The sequence below is a fragment of the Salmonella sp. SAL4457 genome, assembly GCF_046548235.1.
GTDB lineage: Bacteria > Pseudomonadota > Gammaproteobacteria > Enterobacterales > Enterobacteriaceae > Salmonella > Salmonella enterica.
On sequence record NZ_JBGDZO010001267.1, the window covers coordinates 1 to 239 of the forward strand.

The 239-nt window shown below is 69.9% G+C and carries 1 pseudogene; it reads right to left on the reverse strand.

The window, feature by feature from the left end:
• A pseudogene (locus ACLJNW_RS28260) lies at window positions 1–239 on the reverse strand (cytochrome c); the annotation flags it as partial.

Genomic DNA, 239 nt, shown 5'->3' on the forward strand with positions numbered 1-239 from the left:
TGTCGACGTAGAGCGCCGCGCCGGTCTTGCTGTCATCGCCGTGGAACAGTGCCTGGGCCACGCTCTCGTCGTAGACGTGCGGCTGGTCGGCGGGGTCCGCCGGCGGCAGCGCCTTGAGGTAGCGGGCGATGGCGGTGAGGTCGGCGTCGGTCATGTACTGCATGCTGTGCACCACCACGTCGGACATGCCGCCGAACACCGCGCTGCGCTCGCTGCGGCCGGTACGCAGGAAGCTGACC